This is a genomic window from Telluria sp. GW821-FHT07G12, assembly GCF_059418525.1.
In genome coordinates this window covers 390540-408454 of sequence record NZ_JBWKQA010000005.1, presented here as the reverse complement: position 1 = coordinate 408454, position 17915 = coordinate 390540, and the positions used below count along the sequence as shown (strand labels likewise).

The window sequence follows — 17915 nt, the reverse complement described above, 5'->3', positions numbered from 1 at the left end:
ATTTTACCCGGACTCAGCGCAGTCCCGTCTCCCGCGCCGGCACCGTTTTCAGGAAGGCATACAGGGCCTTGGCGTCGGTATCGTTGATCTGCTTGAGCGAGGCGAAAGGCATCACCGGGCTGATCGGCTTGCCATCCGGCCGGTGCCCGGAACGCAGCATGGCGATGAAGGCGTCCGGCGTCGGGTAGCGCGCCATGGCGCTGCCCTTTCCCGGCGTCAGGTTGGCGGCGGCGGGCCAGGCCGGCGGACTGCCGGGGATCCTGCCGCCGCTCAGCGTGGCGCCGTGGCAGCCGATGCAGGCATTCGCCATGTAGGCGCCATGTTCGACGGTGACGGCGGCGGCAACCGGCCGTGCCGGCGCCAGCGTGTGGTCGATCTTCTCGGAGGCGTCCTTGATGAGGCCGAAGGCGTACATGGCCTTGACCGGCGTCGGCAACTGGATCGTGGCCCGGTTGCCGGCCACCGGCGGTAGTTGCTGCAGGTAGGCGATCAGGGCCGCCGTGTCTTCTTCGGTGAGGCGGGCGTAGTCTTCGCTCGGCATGACCATCACCGGCTGGCCGTTGGGCTTGATGCCGTGGCGGATGGTCCGCACCCAGTCGACGACCTGGTAAGCCGCCGTCGCGCCGTTGGGGCCTGTCGTGATGTTCGGAGCGACCACCAGCATGCCGCCATCCTGGATGACGGTCTTGCCGGCGCCGTTGGCGCCGTGGCACTCGGCGCAGCCGCGCGTGCTGTACAGGTAGCGGCCATGCTCGACACGGGCGGCATCGGGCGCGACGCTGAGCGCCGGGATCTGGATGGCGACGGTGCGCACCATCTTGCGCTCGCCGATCGATTTGCCGAGCACGGCCGCCGCAACGCCACCCAGTGCGAGCGCAACCAGCGCGATGCTGGTGCTTTTTACCCATTTATTCATTATCGTCTCCCGTAAAGACATCCCGTTGCCAATTTAGCATTGCTCAGCGCTTATGCCTAGCTGGTCGTAGGCCGGGACCCAGGTCCTACCCATTCTGGGCAAAACGATGAGCTCAGGGATGCGCGGGATCATGAGTCGTACGCGCCGTGCATGCGTAGTTGAACTATCAAGTTATGCCCACACATAGAGGGGCATCCATCCAATCCCTTCGGGAGCTACGCTCGTGGAATACAAGGACTACTACCAGACGCTCGGTGTCGAACGGACCGCATCCGCCGACGACATCAAGAAGGCTTACCGCAAGCTGGTCCGGCAATACCACCCGGACGTCAGCAAGCACAAGGACGCGACCGAGAAGACCAAGGAAATCAACGAGGCCTACGACGTGCTGGGCGACGCCGAGAAGCGCGCCGCCTACGACGATCTCGGCCAGGGACGGCGCCACGGCCAGGAATTCCAGCCCCCGCCCGACTGGGGCCAGCAATACGATTTCGGTGGCGGCGGAGGCGGGGCCAGCGCCGAGGACATCTTCGCGGACCTGTTCGCCCACATGGGCCGGGGCCGCCGCGGCGGCATGGGCGGCATGGGCGGCGGTGGAGGCGGCTTCCAGATGCGCGGCGAGGACATCCACGCCGCCATTTCCATCGACCTGCGCGACGCCTTCCAGGGCGCCACGCGTACCATCAGCCTGCGCGCGGGGCAGCAGGAAAAGACGCTGAGCGTGAACATTCCGAAGGGCGTTACGCCGGGTCAGCAGCTGCGCCTGGCGGGCCAGGGCCATCCGGGAATGGGCGGGGCCGGCGCGGGCGACCTCTACCTGGAGATCCAGTTCAACCAGGATGCCCGCTACCGGGTCGAGGGCGCCAACGTCTACCAGAACGTGCCGGTGGCGCCGTGGGAAGCGGCGCTCGGCGCCAGTATTTCAGTGCCGACGCCGTCCGGCACGGTCGAGGTGACTGTGCCGCCGGGCTCGCAGAGCGGCCGCAAGCTGCGCTTGAAGGGCAGGGGGATCCCGTCATCGACGCCGGGCGACCTCTACCTGATCCTGGACGTGGTGCTGCCGCCGGCCACCAGCGAACGTGCGCGCGCGCTGTACGAGCAGATGGCGCGCGAGCTAGCCTTCAACCCACGCGAACGCATAGGAGCTTGAGCGATGCAAGAGATGACGATCGTGAGCGGCGTGCTGCTGGACGATGCCGCCCTGACCCTGGAGGAGCTGGCGCGCGCCTGCAACGTGGAGCCGGACTGGGTGGTGCGGCGGGTGCAGGCGGGCATCCTCGGCGGCCAGCCGACGCTGCAGATTACCGAATGGCGCTTCCGCAGCGGCGACCTGCTGCGCGCACGCAGCCTGCTGAGGGTGGAACGCGACTTCGACGCCAACGAGGACGTGGCCGCGCTGGTGGTCGACCTCGGCGACGAGGTGCATCGCCTGCGGGCGCGCCTGCACGCGCTGGGTTTCAATTAACTAACCTCGAGCACACTGACGCCCGCTGCCGACCAACATTAGGATCGGCCCAGCGAAAGCGATACAAGGTATCGGCCATAAGGAAGAGCTATACAATAGCATTCGCTAATGGCTTTGATGAAATTTTAGCAACCCCTTGAGGAGCGGGCTTGGCTTGCAAGTTGGCGCAACCATGAAGGTAATGAAAAGGATGGGCAGCGGTTACCGGAACAGTGATTTCTTTTCCTGAAAAGTAAACAGTGCTATCCGAGGCCTGCAGAGGGCGCAAAAAAGAGTCCGCCAGCCTGAGCTGGCGGACGACTGCATATTCCTAGCGGAGTCGCAAAAGAAATTGAAGCAAAATCACTAATTTAATGCCTCAAATAGGTTATAACGCGTTTCTTTGCGCTACATTGGCTGGCGCGTTAAACCTTTTTCATTTAGTAGAAACTATCGGAGGCCACTCCGACCAGTTGAACTGGTGGCTGGTTCGAATAAACCGTCGAATCTGCTTCGACTACCGGTGCTTCGTCAAGCCAGTTTGGGCCAGCAGGCTTTCCCATATTGATGATAGTACCATCCCACTCCCGATATCCGCCGCCGCCATTAGTAACGAGACCGTCGTAACCCATATTGTTCTCCTTCAAAGATGGTTGTTCACTATTGCATGGTGTTTAGAATCGCGAGCCTCTGCGATCAATACATTCTGCAGTTCAATTTTTACTTATTCTAAATCTCGAGTCAATACATTTATTCAATGTGAATATTCACTGATATGAGGTTGATATCGATTAGCGTGCATACTCACCGTTTGCGAACGAATCAGAAAAAATGTCAGGTTTATTATTTCGTTTGATGGTGCCGACCTTTGAGGGCAACGACGTCACGTTCGCGACATCTAAGATCTCGTTTAGCGTTGCGTGCAACCCGTCCGCCATGTTTTTCACGCAGCCTCAACGAAAATCGCATCGTTTGCTGTTACCTTTGCCAATCAAGTACATCTATTTGCTATCTGCGTCGAGCAGGCATGCGGCGTCTCGATGGCTATAAGAGGGTAAATTCATCTGTGATCAGGTAAGTCGGATGCGCCCACTCAGTGTGGCGTAGTTGCATTTGACGGCTAGCCGGTGAATTTGTGGGGTCTTTTGTAGGGGAATCGGCAAACACGAGCGATAGAAAAGTACCCGCTCCACAGGTTTGCAAAAGCCGCCAGAAGGCAAGATACCCGATCAAGTGAATTAACATGTTGAGTTCCTGTGGGGCGATAGCCGTCGTATTGACCCGTAATATTCCCACTTTCAGCTTCGGCAGTTTGCCTACCCCTGGTAGGTCGCGTACGTAATGCCAAACTGCCCTCGTGCCCTTGCTATGGCAAGCTGACTCAATACCTGCAGAGGTGTGTTTCGGACAATTAGATGTTTAAGCCGAATCGACATCGACTGGTCTTATTGGATAAGCAAGGCGAAGAAAAAGATGCCCAGAACGTGAGCCGGACCCTGTGACCTTATATGAGAGCGTTGATTGAGAAATTAGTCTGATAGCGACGAGACCACAACTCTTCTTTTTCGCTCTTTTGAGTTTATAGCAGGCTCGTCCAAATTTGCGGTGAACAAAAAACCAGGCCGAAGCCTGGTTTGGATTAGGTCTGGGCGATTGTGCGCTTAGAACTTGTAGGTCGCAGCAACCGACACGCGGCGGAACTGTGCGACGTAGCCGTCGCGCCAGGTGATCGGATAATCCTGTTCGAAGATGTTGGTGACGAACAGGCTCAGCTTCACGTGATCGATACCCGAGTAGGTCAGCGAGTAGTCGAAGGTGGTGTTGCTGCCGACGTGGTTACAGGTGGCCATGTTCTCCGGAGCGACCTTCTGCGTCACGCAATAGGTCGGCGAGGAGTTGCTGTTGTTGCCCCAGCCACTGTTGTAGTTCATGGTGATCGAGTGGTCGAAATCACCCTTCTTCATGTACAGCTTGGTCACGGTCTTCAGGCGCGACGCCGGGAAGTCGAAGAAGTCCCAGGTACCGGCGATGTTCTCGTCATACGCGCCCAGCGCTTGGCTGTAGTTCTGGTACTTCCAGACGTAGGAACCGTCGAGTTTCACACGGAAGTCGGTGCCCATGAACTTGAAGCGGCCCGATGCGTCGAAGTCGAAGCCCGAGACGCGGGTACGGCCACTGTTGACGTAAGGGTTGTACACCAGACCCAACTGGCCGACGCCACCGTAATTGATGGTGTTGCCCGGCGCGTACTTCTTCACCAGTGCCAGGAACTCGTTGTCGTTGGCGGTGTTGTCGACACGGATCAGCTGGCCGGCCGGCAGGCTGGCTTCGCCTTTCAGGACGTCGGTTACGGCACGGGTGCCGATCTCGTTGCGGCGCTCGATGAAGTAGTAATCGAGACCGGCGCTCCAGTTCTTGATCGGCTCGAACACGGCGCCCAGGGTCAGCGAACGCGAGGTTTCCGGCTTCAGATCCGGATTCGAGGACACGAAGCTCGGCAGGCCGGCGGAGCATTCCGCGTTGCGGAAGTTGTTCGCCAGCGTCTTGTCGGCGGTGGTCGCGCCGGCAGCGCCTTGCACCAGGGCGTTCAGCTGGTTGGCAACCGGACAGCGGCGCAGGTCGTTGACACCCGTGGCAACCGAGCTACGGCCCAGGCCGTTACCGGATTCGACGATGTTAGGCGCACGGAAACCGCCCGATGCAGTGGCGCGCAGAAGCAGGCTGTCGGTGACGTTGTAGCGCAGGCCCAGCTTCGGCGACAGGTGAGCCTCAAAGTCGCCGCTCTTGTCGGCGCGCAGCGCCGCGTTCATCTCGAGACCTTTCAGCAGCGGGACGTTGGCTTCGGTGAACAGCGCGTATTCGTTACGCGAATCGTCCACCTGCAGGCCGAAGATGCCGACCAGGTCGCCGCGCAGCACATTGTCCGAGCTCTTCATCCAGTAGGAGTTCTGGCTGATATTGGTGCCGAACGCAACGTTCAGCGGACCGGCCGGCAGCTGGGCCACGGTGCCCGACACGGTTGCGTCGAAGAACTTGACCTTGGCTTCACCTTTGGTGGTACGGACCGGGAACATCGCTTCCAGCAAGGCAGGATCGTTCTGCTTGCCGAACACGTAGGTCTTGTTGACGATCGCGTCGGTGTAGCCCTTGGCGCTGACGGCGCGGGTGGCCTTGGTAGCGCTCGAATGCGAGTAGCCGAGTGCCGATTTCCAGTCCCAGGTGCCGATGGTGCCGTCCAGGGCCAGCATGACGCGCTGCTGGTCGGAATCGGTGCGGTTGAAGTTGAAGCCGTTACCGGTGTCCATCATGCGCGCGCGGTACTCGGTCGGCGTGCTGTACGGGTTCATCGGGTGGCCAACTGGCAGCTTCGGATACGAGAACGGGCCGACCATTTTGCCGCCCAGTACGTTGTACCAGATGCTCTGCGAGCTAGTGGCGCTGCCGTTGCTGACGCTGAACGGGGCCACGATGTACTCGCTGACTTCGCCGGCGGTCGTGACTTCAAAGTTGGCGTTGATGTCCTGGCCGATGCGGAAGTGGGTGCTGCTGACGAGCGCATGGCGCTTGTTGTCCGTCCTCAAGCCGGTGTACGGCGTGGCATCCCATTTGCACAGCTTGTCGGTCGGATCGATATCGGCAGCCGGGCAGCCCGGTGCGGCGACGATGTTGGTGCTGCTCAGGAAATAGTTACCGGTCGGCGAGAACGAGCTCTTCGCATCGTAGGTCGAGCGGCCCGGGGTCAGGCGGTGCCAGGCCGGGTAGTGCTCAGCCAGATCGCCCTGGCTGTAACCGTCGGTTTTGTAGGCTTCGGCGCTGAGGTAGGTGTTAAAGCCGTTCTTGTCGATGTCGCCGTAGCCCCAGATTGCCGAGATGTTACGGTTGCGTGCGTCCTGGAAGTGCGGCGCTTCGCCGTACTGACCCTTGATCTGGAAACCCTGGTAATTGCTGCGCAGGATGATGTTGACCACGCCGGCAATGGCGTCGGAGCCGTAGATTGCCGAAGCACCATCCTTCAGGACCTCGATGCGCTCGATGGCGTCGCTGGCGATGGCATCCAGGTTGGTAAAGTTCTGCTGCGCACCGTCGGCCAGGCCATAGGGCGCAATGCGGCGGCCGTTGACCAGGACCAGCGTCGCGACCTTGCTCAGGCCGCGCATGCTGACGCCGGAAGAGCCGGTGGCGAAGCTGCCCGAGCTGGCGGAGGCCGAGCTGATGTCGGTGCTGACCGAGGACATGGCGGTCAGGATGCCCAGCGCCGTGTTCTGGCCGGTCTTTTCGATATCCTCACGGGTGAGGACCTGGATCGAGCCGGCGGTTTCCGCCGCGGTACGCTTGATGCTGGAGCCGGTGACTTCGACGCGCTGGATCTTCGGTTCAGGCTGGGTAGCCTCTTGTGCAGCGACGAGGGCAGGAATGGCCAGGGTGACGGCCAGTGCCAAGGTTTTCTTGTTAAAAATGCTTTTCTGCTTCACAACGACTCCTGGAATGGAAATTTATCGAGCAATCGCGTAAAGCGGTCAGTATTTTCTGGCTCGTAGTCAATACGCGTATAAATACTTTTGCATAAGATTGAGGTGGTGCAAAGAAGCAAGTATGCATTTCTGAAATATTTCGTTACTTTTCACGGAGCACGTTGGGTTTTTGATACATTTTGTTACGTTGATGAAGATTTTGTGAAGTTGGCGGAACGAAATTTTTTGGGGACGCGAGTGGGCGGCAGGAAATTGCTGCGGTGCGGGATGGTGGGAACCGTTGCGGCTGAGCTGGCAGGTGGAGGTAAGGCGCAGTCGCTGCGCGACTGCTTGGTCAAGCGAATCGGAGAGCCCTTGCGCTTGTCAGCGCAAGGTCGCTCCGCCGGCTCGCCGCGGTGCGGCGAAAAACCCCGGCTCCGCCCCGCGTCCGTGCCGGACGCGGATCCGATTCCTGTCGTTTCAAGCAAGTATTCAAAAACAAAGCCCCACCGGCTTGCGCTGGCAGGGCTTTATTTTTGAATACTGGTGGAGGCGGCGGGAATCGAACCCGCGTCCGCAAGCACTCTACAGACAGTTCTACATACTTAGCACTATCATTTAATTTAACCAGCACAACGGGGATGTGCACCCTGTGTACTAGCGAGTTACCTTAAATTTCGGAAGCAACCAAGTAACCCGGTTGAGTCCTAGCCTCTCTAAATGACTCTACTTGCCTTGCGGCCCACCCGAGAGGCGAGGTGGTGTAGAGCTAGCAGCGATTAAGCTGCGAGTGCGTACGAGTTATCGTTTGCAGTTATTGATTTCTGGATGTATTTACGAGGTAACCAGTCCTCGGTATGCCCTGCGCTGCTTTGCAACCCACGTCGAAACCAGGTCGCCCCCCAACGAAGAACCTCCATTGTATCGCAAACGGAGGTGGTGTGCAGTGATGCAGATCTCATGAATCGTCTGTGAAAGTTAACTTTCGATAGACTTTTGTTGTCAAACACGGACTATCATCTCAGCTGCTGGAGATTCCGAATGATCAACAACGAGGTTCGAATGACTTGTATCGTCTGCGGCACCCCACAAGCCGCCGGTTTGACCGGCTGGCATGCGTCCTGCCATGAATGTGGGTACGAAAGCGCCGCTTTGCAAGGAGCGATCAACGAGAAGCCGGCCGGTGCGCCGGTCGATGAGGATGAGCGTGAACTGGGCCTGAAGGGCCTGCGGCAGGAAAATTTCCGGGATATCGTCGATCTCGCACGGCGGCTGGCCCGGCCGGGGGCGAGCAGCCTGCTCGACGTCGGCTGCGCCCATGGCTGGTTCCTGGAAACCGCCCGCGAGCGCTTCGAAGTGCTCGGCATCGAGCCGGATGCCGTGGTCGGCGGACGCACGGCGGCGCGCGGCTTGCCTGTGCGCCAGGGATATTTTCCGGATGCGCTGCAGCCCGGCGAAGCCTTCGACGTCATCGTCTTCAACGACGTCATCGAACACATTCCGGACATCCGCGCCGCGCTCGACGCCTGCCATGCGCGCCTGAACGAGGGCGGCCTGCTGATCCTGAACCTGCCCAACAGTGCGGGTTTCTTCTACCGCCTGTCGAAGGCCTTCGCCAAGATGGGCTGGCGCAGCCCCTTCGAGCGCCTGTGGCAGAAAGACCTGCCGTCGCCGCACGTCCATTACTTCCGTCCCGCCAACCTGGAGCGCCTGGTGGCCAAGCATGGCTTCGAGCGCGTCCATTCGGGCGAGCTGCCCTCGCTGCGCGCCAAGGGCCTGCTGGAGCGCATCCGCTGTGCCGGCAATATCTCCGGCCCTTCGCTCTACCTGCAATACCTTGCCGCGCTGTGCGCGATTCCGCTGCTGGGCCTGTTCCCGAGCGACATCATCGTCAGCGTCTTCCGCAAGACGTAAAAAAACCGCGGGGCTTGCGCGCCCGCGGCTTTCTTCAAGTGTAACAACGATCAGCGGTTGATCATCTGGTTGCCGATCATGCCGCCGCCGATGATGCCGGCCACGGTTGCCAGTTTCTTGCCATTACCGCCGCCGACCTGGTTACCGATCAGGCCGCCGATCACAGCGCCGGTGCCGATGCCGATGTAGTTCGGCTGCGGTGCCGGACGCGGTGCCGGTGCGTAGTAATCGTTGCGGGCGTAGCCATCGTTACGCGCATAGGTGTGGTGCACCACCGTGCGCGGACGCGGCTTGGCCGGCACTTCCTTGATGATGGTTTCCTTGATCACCACCGGGGCCGGGGCGGCGGCAGCCACCGGCTGCGCATACATCGCGGTGGCCGGCTGGGCATAGGTGCCCTGCGCAGTCTGGACATAGCCCGACGGCAGCGCTTGCGCCTGGATCGGGGTCATCTGGACGGCCGGAGCGGCCATCTGCGGCTGTGCGCCGGCATACGCCTGACCGGAGGTCGGCACATAGGCGTTCTGCGAGCTCATCAGTGCCGCGGCTTGCGGCGACGGGGCGCTGTTCGAGCTCGGCAGGACGCCGGTGATCGCGGCGGTGCCGACCAGGCTGACGACGATGACCGATGCGGCGGCAGCTGCCATCAGCGGGTGGATACGGTTGGTGGTGGTCTTGATCGCTTCCATGTTCTCTGCTCCTGCAACGTTGTGTTGTCCGATGGGAGTAGATTACTGGCGATAATCATGGAGAGATAGACCGCCCCCTGTATCAATCGTAAAGATATGTATCAGGCCGCTCGCGCCGCATTGATGACTTCACGCAGCACCTGCAGCAGGTGCTGCGGCGTATCGAGCAGGTAGTCGGCGCCCCAGGTGGCGGGCGGGATCTCGCCGCAATAGCCCCAGCCGCAGGCGACCGTCACCATGCCGGCGGCGCGGCCGGCTTCGACGTCGCGCAGATCGTCGCCGACGTACCAGCAAGCCTCGGCAGGCAGGTTCAGCAGGCGGGCGCCTTCGAGCAGCGGGGCAGGGTGGGGCTTGGCGAAGCCGGTGGTGTCGCCGGACACCACGCAGCCGGCGTGCGCCAGGCCGATCTGCGGGATCAGCGGGTCCGTAAAGCGCATCGGCTTGTTGGTGACGACGCCCCAGGCCATGCCGGCCTCTTCGATGCCCTTCAGCAGCTCCGGCACGCCGTCGAACAGCGTGGTTTCCACCGCCATTGCCGACTGGTAGCGGTCGAACCATTGCAGGCGCAGCTCTTCGTAGCCGTCGTCGCCCGGCTGCAGGCCGAAGGCGGCGCCGATCATGCCGCGGGCGCCGGCCGAGGCGGTCGGGCGCAGCACCTCGTAGGGCGTCGGGGCGAGGCCGCGCTCGGTGCGCAGCCAGTTGACGGCGGCGGCGAGGTCGGGCGCGGTATCGGCCAGCGTGCCGTCGAGGTCGAACAGGACGGCGCGCGGGGCGGGCAGGCGGGAAGGAAAGGTCATGCGGCTATTGTCGGTGCGGGATTACAGAGGCTTGGTACAGGCGACCATGTAGTTCACGTCGGTGTCCTGATTCAGCGAATAAATCTTGGTCAGCGGGTTGTAGCTCAGGCCCTTCAAGCCGTCGACCTGGAGGCCGGCGGCGCGGATGAAGCTGGAGAGCTCGGCCGGCGTGATGAACTTGGCGTAGTCGTGGGTGCCGCGCGGCAGCATGCGCAGCACGTACTCGGCGCCGATCACCGCGAACAGGTAGGACTTCGGATTGCGGTTCAGGGTAGAGAAGAACACGTGGCCGCCCGGTTTCACGAGCGTGGCCGCGGCGCGCACGATGGCGGCCGGATCGGGCACGTGCTCGAGCATTTCCATGCAGGTGACGACGTCGAACTGGCCCGGCTCCTCGGCGGCCATGTCTTCGGCGGCGATGAGCTTGTAGCGCACCTCCACGCCGGATTCCAGGCTGTGCAGGTCGGCCACTTTCAGCGCCTTTTTCGACAGGTCGATGCCGGTCACTTTCGCGCCCTTGCGCGCCATCGATTCGGACAGCACGCCGCCACCGCAGCCGATGTCGATCACGTTCTTGCCGGACAGCGGCACGCGCGCGTTGATCCACTCCAGGCGCAGCGGATTGATCTCGTGCAGCGGACGGAACTCGGACGTCGGGTCCCACCAGCGGTGGGCCAGTTCGCTGAACTTCTGGATTTCCAAGGGGTCGGCGTTAGCCGTCATCGGTGCTTGCATAGTCATAGGTCGCGAAGTAATAGTTCCGCATGATAGCGGAAATGCTGCAGCGCGCAGGTTGGGGTACAGAAAAAAATGGATCCCCGCTTTCGCGGGGACGACGTAGGGGCATAAAAAAACCCCGCCGAAGCGGGGTTCATGTGGCGCTCAGACCAGCTTACTGCTGCTGGGTGCTGCGGGTGCCGACCACTTCGATTTCCACGCGGCGGTTCTTGGCGCGGCCGGCGGCGGTCTTGTTGTCGGCCACAGGCTGCTTCTCGCCCTTGCCTTCGGTGTAGATGCGGTTCGATTCCACGCCCTTGCTCTGCAGATAGGCCTTGACGGCTTCAGCGCGGCGGACCGACAGCTTCTGGTTGTAGGCATCGGTGCCGATCGAGTCGGTGTGGCCGACGGCGATGATGACTTCCAGGTTGATGTCCTTCAGCTTCGAGGTCAGGTCATCCAGCGATGCCTTGCCGGCCGGCTTCAGCACAGCCTTGTCGAAGTCGAAGAAGGCGTCAGCCGAGTAGCTCACTTTTTCCGAGGTCGGGACCGGAGCCGGTGCCGGGGCAGGAGCCGGGGCAGGAGCCGGTGCTTCAACCGGAGCCGGCGGCGGCGGCGGAGCGACGCACTTGCCGTTTTCCAGTTTCTCAGGCGGGACGCACAGCGGCGCGTCGCAGCCCGGGACCGCGTCGGCCGGGGTCCAGTAGCCGGTACGCCAGCACAGGCCGAAAGGATTGCGCGCGATCACGCCGCGGGCATCCTGCACGTAGGCGCTGTAGGGCGTCGGCGCCATGATGTCGGTCGTCAGCGGCGCATACGGAGGTGCGCTCTGCGCGAAAGCGCTGCTGGCGGCCGAGGCTGCGAGCATGAGGAATGCCAGTTTTTTCATATTTTTTCTTCCTTTCGGTAAATTCTTTCCCGCTGCGAAACAGTGCGAAGCAGGTCTTTAAGCGAGCACATGGCAGAAGCATAACATTCCGCACAGACGTGCCTGTTTCGCATTGTGAAACATGCAATTAACTTCTCGGCCATTTTGCCACATACGCCACATCCGCACGACCGCAGCCAGCTCAATTGCGGCGCATGGGATTTGTCGCGTTGTTTCTGCGCAACAACGTGTTGTGAACAGTTCGCAAGATTGACGAATGTTTATGACAAGCATGTGTCAACTTGGCAATTGTGCACACTCTTGCCGTGCTGATCTTGCTTTCAAAATCGGGTGCTGATATATGGCGCGCGTGGTAAAATCATGAGCTTAGGAATTCAAATTTACCGCTGAAAAAAGCCGACCCGCCAATGGATCAATTCGCAAAAGAAACAATTCCAATTTCGCTGGAAGAAGAGATGCGCAAGAGCTACCTCGATTACGCCATGAGCGTGATCGTGGGCCGCGCTCTGCCGGATGCGCGTGACGGTCTCAAGCCGGTGCATCGCCGTGTGCTGTTCGCGATGCACGAGATGAACAACGTGTGGAACCGCCCTTACCTGAAGTGCGCCCGCGTGGTTGGCGAGACCATGGGTAAATTCCACCCGCACGGCGACGCCTCGATCTACGATACCCTGGTACGTATGGCGCAGGATTTCTCGCTGCGCTACACCCTGGTCGACGGCCAGGGTAACTTCGGTTCGATCGACGGCGACAGCGCCGCGGCAATGCGTTACACCGAGTGCCGCCTGGACAAGATCTCCCAGGAGCTGCTGGCCGACATCGACAAGGACACCGTCGACTTCCAGCCGAACTACGACGGCAAGGAAAAGGAACCGACGGTCCTGCCAACCCGCATCCCGAACCTGCTGGTGAACGGCTCATCGGGCATTGCGGTCGGCATGGCGACCAACATTCCGCCGCACAACCTGTCCGAAGTCATCAACGGCGCGCTGCACGTGCTGCGCAATCCGGACTGCACCATCGACGAACTGATCGAGCTGATCCCGGCGCCGGACTTCCCGACCGCCGGGATCATCTATGGCGTATCGGGCGTGCGTGACGGTTACCGCACCGGCCGCGGCCGCGTGGTGATGCGCGCCAAGACCCACTTCGAGGAATACGGCAAGGACGGCGGCCGCATCGCGATCATCGTCGACGAGCTGCCGTACCAGGTAAATAAGAAGTCGCTGCTCGAGCGTATTGCCGAGAACGTGCGCGACAAGAAGCTGGAAGGCATTTCCGACATCCGCGACGAGTCCGACAAGTCGGGCATGCGCGTGGTGATCGAGCTGAAGCGCGGCGAAGTGCCGGAAGTGGTGCTGAACAACCTGTACAAGCAGACCCAGCTGCAGGACACCTTCGGCATGAACATGGTGGCGCTGGTCAACGGCCAGCCGAAGCTGCTGAACCTCAAGCAGATGCTCGAGAGCTTCCTGTCGCACCGCCGCGAAGTGGTTACCCGCCGCACCGTGTTCGAACTGCGCAAGGCGCGCGAGCGCGGCCACATGCTGGAAGGCCTGGCCGTCGCGCTGGCGAACATCGACGAGTTCATCGCCATCATCAAGGCCGCGCCGACCCCGCCGGTCGCGAAGGTCGAGCTGATGCAGCGTACCTGGGATTCGTCCCTGGTGCGCGAGATGCTGAACCGTACCGAAACCGGCGCCGCCGGCGGTATCGAAGCCTTCCGTCCTGAGCACCTGCCGAAGCACTACGGCATGCAGGCGGACGGCATGTACCGCCTGTCCGACGAGCAGACCCAGGAAATCCTGCAGATGCGCCTGCAGCGCCTGACCGGTCTCGAGCAGGACAAGATCGTCAACGAGTACAAGGAAGTGATGGCCCACATCGCCGACCTGCTCGACATCCTGGCCAAGCCGGAACGCGTCACCTCGATCATCGTCGACGAGATGGGCCAGATCAAGGCCGACTACACCGAGAACGGCAAGGACGTGCGCCGCTCGGCCATCGAGCACAACGCCAGCGACCTCGAAACCGAAGACCTGATCACCCCGCAGGACATGGTGGTGACCCTGTCGCACACCGGCTACATGAAGTCGCAGCCGATCTCGGAATACCGCGCCCAGAAGCGCGGCGGCCGCGGCAAGCAGGCGATGGCGACCAAGGACGAGGACTGGATCGACCAGCTGTTCATCGCCAACACCCACGACTACATGCTGTGCTTCAGCAACCGCGGCCGGATGTACTGGCTGAAGGTGTGGGAAGTGCCGCAGGGCTCGCGCAACTCGCGCGGCAAGCCGATCGTCAACATGTTCCCGCTGCAGGACGGCGAGAAGATCACGGTGATCCTGCCGCTGTCGGGCGAAAACTCGAGCTTCCCGGAAGACCATTACGTCTTCATGTCGACCAGCCTGGGTACCGTCAAGAAGACCCCGCTGCGCGACTTCAGCAACCCACGCAAGGCCGGCATCATCGCGGTCGACCTGGACGAGGGCGACTTCCTGATCGGCGCCGCGCTCACCGACGGCAAGCACGACGTGATGCTGTTCTCGGACGCCGGCAAGGCTGTGCGCTTCGACGAGAACGACGTGCGCCCGATGGGCCGTACCGCGCGCGGCGTGCGCGGCATGAACCTGGAAGAGGGCCAGAACGTGATCGCGCTGCTGGTGGCCGAGAACGAGCAGCAGTCGGTCCTGACGGCCACCGAGAACGGCTTCGGCAAGCGTACCCCGATCACGGAGTACACCCGCCACGGCCGCGGCACCAAGGGCATGATCGCGATCCAGACCTCCGAGCGTAACGGCAAGGTGGTGGCGGCGACCCTGGTCGACGCCAGCGACGAGATCATGCTGATCACGACCGGCGGCGTGCTGATCCGTACCCGCGTGTCCGAGATCCGCGAGATGGGCCGCGCGACCCAGGGCGTGACCCTGATCGCAGTGGAAGACGGCACCAAGCTGTCCGGCCTGCAGCGCGTGGTCGAGAGCGACGTCGACGAAGTGGAATTGGAGCCGGCGCCGGAATAATTTTCCGCGGCTCTGCTCGAAACGGCCCCTGCAGCGATGCACGGGCCGTTTTTATTTGGCCGCCCATGCTGCAATGCGGCGAAAAATCGGCCGGGCTGAGGATTTTTTGCAAGTTTCGTGCGAAAATCAGGGTCTCCGTCATCGATGCCATGACGTCAACAGGCTCGCCAAGCAGCCGTCCATCAAAGGGGTCATCATGAAAAAAGCCTTCGCCGCTATTGCTTCCGCCATCGTCCTGTGCAGCGCGCCCGCGTTCAGCCAGGCTGCGGCGCCCGTGGCTTCCGCCGATCCGGCCGTCGTCAAGGCGACCGAGCAGATGTTTGCGGCAATGAAGGTGCGCGAGATGATGACCAACATGATGGCGCAGATGGAGCGACAGATGCCGGCCCAGGCGCGCATGGCGGCCAGTGCTGCGATCAGCAATAATCCGAACCTGACGCCGCAGCAGAAGGAAGAGCAGCTGAAGAAAGCCGACGAGGCGTCCCGCGCCGCTGCCGCGCAGGCGCATGCCGTGTTCTCCGATCCGACCCTGGTCGACGACATGATGGCGGAGATGGTGCCGCTGTATGCCGAAACCTATACGCTGGACGAGATCCGCCAGCTGACGGCCTTCTACGCGTCGCCGCTGGGCCAGAAGATGCAGGCCAAGATGCCTGAGCTGATGAATCGCAGCCTGCAGATCAGCCAGCGCGTGATGATGCCGCGCATTCAGAAGGCGATGGCGCAAGCCCAGCAAGCCGCAGCCGGCAAGTGAGGCCAGAGGCACGATGACCCAGGTATTCAATTTCTCCGCCGGCCCGGCGGTCCTCCCGAAGGAAGTCCTGCAACAGGCCGCGAGCGAAATGCTCGACTGGCACGGCAGCGGCATGTCGGTGATGGAGGTGAGCCACCGCGGCCCCGAATTCATTTCGATCTACCAGCAGGCCGAAGCCGACCTGCGCGAACTGCTGAACGTTCCTTCGAACTACAAGATCCTGTTCATGCAGGGCGGGGGACTGGGCCAGAACTCCCTGATTCCGCTGAACCTGGCGGACCGCAAGGCCCAGCCGGCGACGATCGACTTCGTGCAGACCGGTTCCTGGTCCAGCAAGTCGATCAAGGAAGCGGCGCGTTATGCGAAGGTGAACGTGGCGGCGTCCGGCGCGGCGAGCGGCTTCACCACCGTGCCGCCGCAGGAGACGTGGGAGCTGAGCGGGAACGCCGCCTACCTGCACGTCTGCACCAACGAGACCATCGATGGCGTCGAGTTCAATTTCGTGCCGACCGTGCAGGGTGACACCCCGCTGGTGGCCGACATGTCCTCGCACATCCTGTCGCGCACCGTCGACGTCTCGAAGTACGGCGTGATCTTCGCCGGCGCCCAGAAGAACATCGGCCCGGCCGGCCTGACCCTGGTGATCGTGCGCGAAGACCTGCTGGACAACGCATTGCCGATCTGCCCGGGTGTCTTCAACTGGCGCGCAGTGGCGGAGGCCGACTCCATGCTGAACACCCCGCCGACCTACGCGATCTACATCGCCGGCCTGGTGTTCGCCCACCTGAAGCAGCTGGGCGGCGTGGCGGCGATGGAGCGGCGCAACATCGAAAAAGCGCGCCTGCTGTACGAGGCGCTGGATGCCGACGATTTCTACCGGAACCGCGTGGCGCCCGACTGCCGTTCGCGCATGAACATACCGTTCTACCTGCGCGACGAATCCCTGAACGACCAATTCCTGGCCGGCGCCAAGGCGCGCGGGCTGCTGCAACTGAAGGGCCACAAGTCCGTCGGCGGTATGCGGGCATCGATCTACAACGCGATGCCGATCGAGGGCGTGCAAGCCCTGGTCGATTATTTGAACGAGTTTGCGGGGCGTTGATTCGCTCATACCTCGTCGTTCCCGCGAAGGCGGGAACCCATGCTGAGCTTTCGAAGTCGCACACTCGGCATGGATTCCCGCTTTCGCGGGAATGACGGCAGCAAACCACAATCACGAGCAGACAATGACAGACAAACTACAACCCCTGCGCGAACAGATCGACGCGATCGACGCGCAAATCCTCGACCTCCTCAGCCGCCGCGGCAAGGTGGCGCAGGAAGTCGGCCACGTGAAGGCCGAGACCAATGCCCCTGTGTTCCGTCCCGAGCGCGAAGCCCAGGTCCTGCGCAAGGTCGCGGACAACAATCCCGGCCCGCTGAAGGACCAGGACATCCAGACCATCTTCCGCGAGATCATGTCGTCCTGCCGCGCGCTCGAAAAGCGCGTCACGGTTGCCTATCTCGGCCCCACCGGCACCTTCAGCGAGCAGGCCGTGTTCCAGCATTTCGGCAGCGCCGTCGAAGGCTTGCCCTGCGTGTCGATCGACGAGGTGTTCCGCGCCACCGAGGCCGGCACCGCCGACTACGGCGTGGTCCCGGTCGAGAACTCGTCGGAAGGCGCGATCAACCGCACCCTCGACCTGATGCTCGCCACCACCGCCATCATCAGCGGCGAAGTCTCGATCCCGGTCCACCACAGCCTCATGACCCGCACCGGCAGCATGGATGGCGTGACGGTCGTGTGCGCGCATTCGCAGGCGCTGGCGCAGTGCCAGGCCTGGCTGAACCTGCACCACCCGAACGTCGAGCGCCGCGCCGTCGCCTCGAATGCTGAAGCGGCCGTGCTGGCCAGCCAGGACCCGACCGTCGCTGCGATCGCCAGCGAGATGGCGGGCGAGCAGTACAAGCTCGGCGTCGTGCAGGCCCACATCCAGGACGATCCGCACAACCGCACCCGCTTCGCCGTCATCGGCCGCCAGGCCGCCGGCCCGTCCGGCACGGACCGCACCTCGCTGGTGCTGGCGGTGCCGAACACCGCGGGCGCCGTCTACAAGCTGCTGGCGCCGCTGGCCACGCATGGCGTGTCGATGACGCGCTTCGAATCGCGCCCGGCCCGCATCGGCACCTGGGAGTACTACTTCTACGTCGACGTCGAAGGCCATCAGCAGGATGCTGCGGTCAAGCGCGCGCTCGACGAGCTGAAGGCCAACGCCGCCTTCTTCAAGGTCTTGGGTAGTTACCCGGTCGGCCTGTAATCCATTCTTCAATTAGTCATCGAG

The 17915-nt window shown here is 62.0% G+C and carries 15 protein-coding genes and 1 other RNA gene; 8 read left to right on the top strand and 8 right to left on the bottom strand.

The window, feature by feature from the left end; translation table 11 throughout:
• Positions 1-13: 13 nt before the first annotated feature.
• Positions 14-916, bottom strand: coding sequence for a c-type cytochrome (locus tag AC07PE_RS20455; RefSeq protein ID WP_498767845.1), 903 nt, complete (start codon positions 914-916; stop codon positions 14-16).
• Positions 917-1139: 223 nt separating this feature from the next.
• Between AC07PE_RS20455 and AC07PE_RS20450 the strand changes: the two genes are divergently transcribed.
• Complete coding sequence (locus AC07PE_RS20450) at positions 1140-2066, top strand: DnaJ C-terminal domain-containing protein (RefSeq protein WP_498767843.1); 927 nt, start codon at positions 1140-1142, stop codon at positions 2064-2066.
• A gap of 3 nt (positions 2067-2069) precedes the next feature.
• Complete coding sequence (locus tag AC07PE_RS20445; RefSeq protein WP_498767841.1) at positions 2070-2381, top strand: chaperone modulator CbpM; 312 nt, start codon at positions 2070-2072, stop codon at positions 2379-2381.
• 419 nt (positions 2382-2800) lie between these two features.
• Here AC07PE_RS20445 and AC07PE_RS20440 read toward each other — a convergent pair whose 3' ends face one another.
• Positions 2801-2992 (bottom strand): hypothetical protein, encoded by a 192-nt coding sequence (locus AC07PE_RS20440; RefSeq protein WP_498767839.1) that lies wholly within the window; start codon positions 2990-2992, stop codon positions 2801-2803.
• A 1029-nt stretch (positions 2993-4021) separates the two neighbouring features.
• Complete coding sequence (locus AC07PE_RS20435; protein WP_498767837.1) at positions 4022-6832, bottom strand: TonB-dependent receptor plug domain-containing protein; 2811 nt, start codon at positions 6830-6832, stop codon at positions 4022-4024.
• Between the two features lie 87 nt (positions 6833-6919).
• On the opposite strand from AC07PE_RS20435, the gene AC07PE_RS20430 reads away from it, so the two are divergent.
• Complete coding sequence (locus AC07PE_RS20430; protein ID WP_498767835.1) at positions 6920-7351, top strand: hypothetical protein; 432 nt, start codon at positions 6920-6922, stop codon at positions 7349-7351.
• A gap of 4 nt (positions 7352-7355) precedes the next feature.
• Here AC07PE_RS20430 and ssrA read toward each other — a convergent pair.
• Positions 7356-7714: a transfer-messenger RNA gene (gene ssrA / locus AC07PE_RS20425) on the bottom strand.
• A 159-nt stretch (positions 7715-7873) separates the two neighbouring features.
• On the opposite strand from ssrA, the gene AC07PE_RS20420 reads away from it, so the two are divergent.
• Positions 7874-8725: a class I SAM-dependent methyltransferase gene (locus AC07PE_RS20420; protein ID WP_498767833.1), complete on the top strand. Its 852-nt coding sequence runs from the start codon at positions 7874-7876 to the stop codon at positions 8723-8725.
• Between the two features lie 50 nt (positions 8726-8775).
• On the opposite strand, the gene AC07PE_RS20415 is transcribed toward AC07PE_RS20420, so the two are convergent.
• The 4 genes from AC07PE_RS20415 to ompA form a co-directional block, all read right to left on the bottom strand.
• Positions 8776-9414 carry a glycine zipper 2TM domain-containing protein gene (locus AC07PE_RS20415; protein WP_498767831.1) on the bottom strand — a complete coding sequence of 213 codons (639 nt, stop codon included), beginning with the start codon at positions 9412-9414 and terminating at the stop codon, positions 8776-8778.
• Between the two features lie 101 nt (positions 9415-9515).
• Positions 9516-10211: an HAD family hydrolase gene (locus AC07PE_RS20410; protein ID WP_498767829.1), complete on the bottom strand. Its 696-nt coding sequence runs from the start codon at positions 10209-10211 to the stop codon at positions 9516-9518.
• 21 nt (positions 10212-10232) lie between these two features.
• Entirely contained in the window at positions 10233-10934 is a 702-nt protein-coding gene (ubiG, locus tag AC07PE_RS20405) for a bifunctional 2-polyprenyl-6-hydroxyphenol methylase/3-demethylubiquinol 3-O-methyltransferase UbiG (RefSeq protein ID WP_230027659.1), read from the bottom strand.
• Between the two features lie 169 nt (positions 10935-11103).
• Entirely contained in the window at positions 11104-11817 is a 714-nt protein-coding gene (gene ompA / locus AC07PE_RS20400) for an outer membrane protein OmpA (RefSeq protein WP_498767827.1), read from the bottom strand.
• A gap of 407 nt (positions 11818-12224) precedes the next feature.
• On the opposite strand from ompA, the gene gyrA reads away from it, so the two are divergent.
• The 4 genes from gyrA (at position 12225) to pheA (ending at position 17891) form a co-directional block, all read left to right on the top strand.
• Positions 12225-14840, top strand: coding sequence for a DNA gyrase subunit A (gyrA, locus tag AC07PE_RS20395; RefSeq protein WP_498767825.1), 2616 nt, complete (start codon positions 12225-12227; stop codon positions 14838-14840).
• Positions 14841-15036: 196 nt separating this feature from the next.
• Complete coding sequence (locus tag AC07PE_RS20390) at positions 15037-15594, top strand: DUF2059 domain-containing protein (protein ID WP_498767823.1); 558 nt, start codon at positions 15037-15039, stop codon at positions 15592-15594.
• A 13-nt stretch (positions 15595-15607) separates the two neighbouring features.
• A complete protein-coding gene (gene serC, locus AC07PE_RS20385; RefSeq protein ID WP_498767821.1) occupies positions 15608-16696 on the top strand; it encodes a 3-phosphoserine/phosphohydroxythreonine transaminase in 1089 nt (362 codons plus the stop codon).
• 124 nt (positions 16697-16820) lie between these two features.
• Positions 16821-17891 carry a prephenate dehydratase gene (gene pheA, locus AC07PE_RS20380; protein ID WP_498767819.1) on the top strand — a complete coding sequence of 357 codons (1071 nt, stop codon included), beginning with the start codon at positions 16821-16823 and terminating at the stop codon, positions 17889-17891.
• Positions 17892-17915 lie beyond the last annotated feature (24 nt).